Source organism: Massilia sp. NBRC 108631, from assembly GCF_059704565.1.
In genome coordinates, this window is record NZ_BAAKJE010000121.1 from 1 (window position 1) to 4,084 (window position 4,084).

The 4,084-nt window shown below is 66.4% G+C and carries 3 protein-coding genes; all 3 read right to left on the minus strand.

Annotated features, from left to right (window positions below; translation table 11 throughout):
• Positions 1–43: 43 nt before the first annotated feature.
• A complete protein-coding gene (locus AC6H42_RS13420; RefSeq protein ID WP_057158937.1) occupies positions 44–526 on the minus strand; it encodes a chemotaxis protein CheW in 483 nt (160 codons plus the stop codon).
• A gap of 13 nt (positions 527–539) precedes the next feature.
• Positions 540–2,201, minus strand: coding sequence for a methyl-accepting chemotaxis protein (locus tag AC6H42_RS13425; protein ID WP_057158938.1), 1,662 nt, complete (start codon positions 2,199–2,201; stop codon positions 540–542).
• A gap of 27 nt (positions 2,202–2,228) precedes the next feature.
• On the minus strand, positions 2,229–4,084 hold a 1,856-nt coding region (locus AC6H42_RS13430), incomplete at its 5' end, for a chemotaxis protein CheA (protein ID WP_497548257.1).

Sequence of the window (4,084 nt, forward strand, 5' to 3'; positions counted from 1 at the left end):
CGCTGGAACTGCGCGAACTCATGGTCGCTGATGGCGGCGGGTGTCATGCGGCCGCCAACGCGCTGATTTCGTCCACCGACAGCACCTGGCTGGCGTCCAGCAGGATCACGAACTTGCCGTTGACCTTGCCCATGCCGGCGATGAAGTCGCTGCGGATGCGCGCGCCGAAGGCCGGCGCCGGTTCGATGTCGGCCGCGGCAATTTCCAGCACGGCGCTGACGGCGTCCACCATCACGCCGAGCACCTGGTGTTCTCCGGTGTGCCCCTGCACCACTTCAACGATGACGATGCAGGTGCGCTTGGTGATTTCGCTGGCCTGGCGGCCGAAGCGCGCGGCCAGGTCCATCACCGGCACCACGGCGCCGCGCAGGTTGATCACGCCGCGTATCGCTTCGGGCATCATCGGCACCGGCGTCAGTCCGGCGTATTCGATGATTTCCTTCACCGCCAGGATGCCGACCGCATAGGTCTCGCCGCCCAGGGTGAAGGTCAGGTATTGCGCAGGGGCTTGCGGTAACGCTTGCATATGCCGTTCCCGCTCAGAACTTGGTGAAGTGCGCTTCGTCCGGCTCGCCGTCCGGGAAGTGCGCCAGGCTGACATGGCCACCGGACGGCGACGCGGGCTTGCGGCCGCCGCTGCGCGCAGGCGGTTTGCGCAATACTTGCACGTTGGCGCGCTGCTGCACCGGCGCGGCGCCGGCCACGCGGAAGAAGGCAATGGCGGCCTGCAGTTCCTCGGCCTGGCTGCTCATCTCTTCGGCGGTGGATGCCAGTTCCTCGGAGCCGGCGGCATTCTGCTGGGTGGTGCTGGACAGCTGGCCGACCGCCGCGTTGATCTGGCCCACGCCGGTGGACTGTTCTTCCGATGCCGCCGTGATCTCCTGCACCAGGTCGGAGGTCTTCTTGATGTTGGGGACCATGGAGTTCAGCAGTTCTCCGGCGCGCTCGGCCAGGCTCACGCTGCTGGCCGCCACTTCGCCGATTTCCTGCGCCGCCACCTGCGAGCGCTCGGCCAGCTTGCGCACTTCAGCCGCGACCACGGCGAAGCCTTTGCCATGTTCGCCTGCGCGCGCCGCCTCGATGGCAGCGTTCAGGGCCAGCAGGTTGGTCTGGTAGGCAATGTCGTCGATGATGACGATCTTGTTGGCGATCTGCTTCATGGCCGCCACGGTTTCCCTCACCGCCGCACCGCCCTCGGTGGCCTCGATGGCGGCCTTGCTGGCCATGGCGTCGGTCACTTTGGCGTTCTCGGTGTTCTGCGCGATGGAGGCGGTCATTTCCTCGACCGAGGCGCTGGTCTGCTCCACGCCCGCCGCCTGCTCGCTGGCCGCCTGCGACAGCGACTGCGCGGTGGCGCTCACTTCTTCGGATGCACCGGCCAGCACCTGGGCGCCGTTGGTCACTTCGGCCACAACCTGCGACAGCTTGTCCACCATCTGCTTCATCGAATACAGCAGGCTGCTGCGGTCGCCTTCGCGCACGCGGATGTCGACCGCCAGATTGCCGTGGGCGACTTCACCGACGATCTGCGCCGCATAATCAGGCTCGCCGCCCAGCTGGCGCAGCAGGCTGCGGATCAAGATCCAGGACAGCAGCACGCCAATCAGCAGGCCTCCGCAGATCAGGCCCACGTTCAGGCGCGTGGTGTCGTCGTATTGCCTGACCGCGTCTTCGTACTCCTGCCTGGCCACATCTTCCTGCAGCGTGCGCAGCTTGGTCAGCAAGTCCAGGGGCAGGTAAAAGTCCTTTTCGATATTGCGCATGGCCTCGGCGGCAGCCTTCTGGTTGCCGGCCCTGGCCAGCGCCATGGCGGCGGCGCGCTTGTCGTTGTAGGCATTCCAGGCTGGCGTGAACTCATCGACCATCTTCTTTTCCTCGGGCGTGAGCACCGTGCCCAGGTAATCGCCCATGTTCTTCTTGAAGGCTGCGTCGTTCTTCTCCAGCGCCACCAGGTCGGCTTCCACCTCGGCCGGCGTGGCGCCGAACGAGGCTTGCACACTGCGGTGGCGCATGCGCAGCATGGCGTCGCCGATCTTGGCCAACTGGCCGAGGGCGATGGTGCGGTCCTCGTACACCGTTTTGAGCTTGCCGTTGCTGAAGTTCATGCCGCGCATGCCCGCGTAGCCGACAGCCATCACGATGATGGACAGCAGCGCGACCAGGATGCCGAGGCGGGTGCCTACCTTGAGTTTGTTGAACATGCTCGTCTCCGAAAGATCTTGAAATAATTACGCGGCTTGTAGTTGCAGGTGCTGGGACCCGGCGCCGCCATGGTGCTGCAGCAGGGCCGCCACATCCAGTATCAGCGCCACTTCACCGCTGCCCAGGATGGTGGAGCCGCTGATGCAGCGTACGCCGCTGAATACGGGGCTGAGCGGCTTGATCACGGTCTGGAACTCGCCCAGCAAGCTGTCCACCACCAGCCCGGCGCGCTGGCCTGCGTGCTTCAGCACCACGATGGATTCGCGCCGCCCGGCCGGGCCTTGCACGCCGAACATGTCGCGCAGGCGCACGAAGGGCAATACCTGGCCGCGCAGGTTGGCGTAGTCCTGGCCAGGTTCGGCCGCGAATTCGATGCACTCCTCTATCGTGTCGAGCGGGATCACATAGGTGGACTTGCCCAGGCCGACCAGGAAGCCATCGATGATGGCGAGCGTGAGCGGCAGGCGCACCGTCACCGTGGTGCCCTTGCCTTCCGCGCTGTCGACCGACACGCTGCCGCGCAGCGCGTTGATATTGCGCTTGACCACGTCCATGCCCACGCCGCGGCCGGACAGGTTGGTCACCTGTTCGGCCGTTGAGAACCCCGGCTCGAAGATGAGCGCGTAAATTTCACCGTCGCTCAGCTTGCGGTCGGCCTCCACCAGGCCCCGCTCGACGGCCTTGGCGAAGATGCGCTCCTTCTTCAAGCCGCCGCCATCGTCGCTCACTTCGATGACGATGCTGCCGGAGTCGTGATAGGCGTTGAGCCGCACGGTGCCGCGCGCGGGCTTGCCCGCCGCGGTGCGCCGTTCGGCCGCTTCGATGCCGTGGTCGATGGCGTTGCGCACCAGGTGCATCAGCGGGTCGCCGATTTTCTCCACCACGGTCTTGTCCAGCTCAGCGTCCTCGCCGTTGACCACCAGCGCGATGTCCTTGCCCAGTTCGCGCGATACGTTGTGTACCACGCGCTGGAAGCGGTTGAAGGTGGCGCCGATTTTCACCATGCGCAGCTGCAGCGCGCTGTCGCGCACTTCCTCCACCAGCGTGGACAGGCGCGAGGTGCTTTCCTGCAGTTCGGCGTTGCGCACGCGGCGCGCGATCAGGTCGGCCGAGGCGCCGGCGATGATCAATTCTCCCACCAGGTTGATCAGGTGGTCCAGCTTGTCAGCGTCCACGCGCACGGTGCGCGATTCGGCGCCCCGTTGATCCGGCTGCGCTTTCTGCAGCTCCTGCGGCTGTACCGGGGCCTGCAGCTGCGGCAGCCCCGGAGGCTGGGGCGGCATGACGCGCACCGTGCAATCGTCCTGCACGAATTCGAACACCGCCTCGATGGTGGCCTGGTCGGCGCTGCTGTCGAAGGCGATCTCGTAGCCCAGGTAGCAGGACTCGGGGTCCATCTGGCCGGGCTCAGGCAGCGCGTCGTCCACGGTGGCAATGGCGGTGATGCGGCCGATCTGGTTCAGGTAGCGCAAGAAGGACAGCGGGTCCATGCCGTTGCGCAGCACGTCCGGTCCGAAACGCAGGGAGATGTGCCAGTGCGTGCCTTGGCTGCGCGCCACCGGGGCTCCACCGTCCGCTACCGTGGCGGCGGCGCCATCCGCCGCGCAAGCGGCGTTGGCATGCCCATCGTCCAGGTAGGCGGACAGCCGTAGCAGCAAGGGCGCGCCGCGCTGCCGCATGGCGTCGTCCGCGCCGGCCTGGCCGGCTTCCAGCGCGTCCGTCATGGCGCCGATATGGTCGCAGCAGGACAGCAGCAGCGTGACCAGCTCGCCGTCCGTATCGACCGTCCCGGCGCGGACTTCATCGAGCACGCTTTCCAGCACGTGGGTGAAGGCGACGATGTGGTCCAGGCTGAACAGGCCGGCCGAGCCCTTGATGGTGT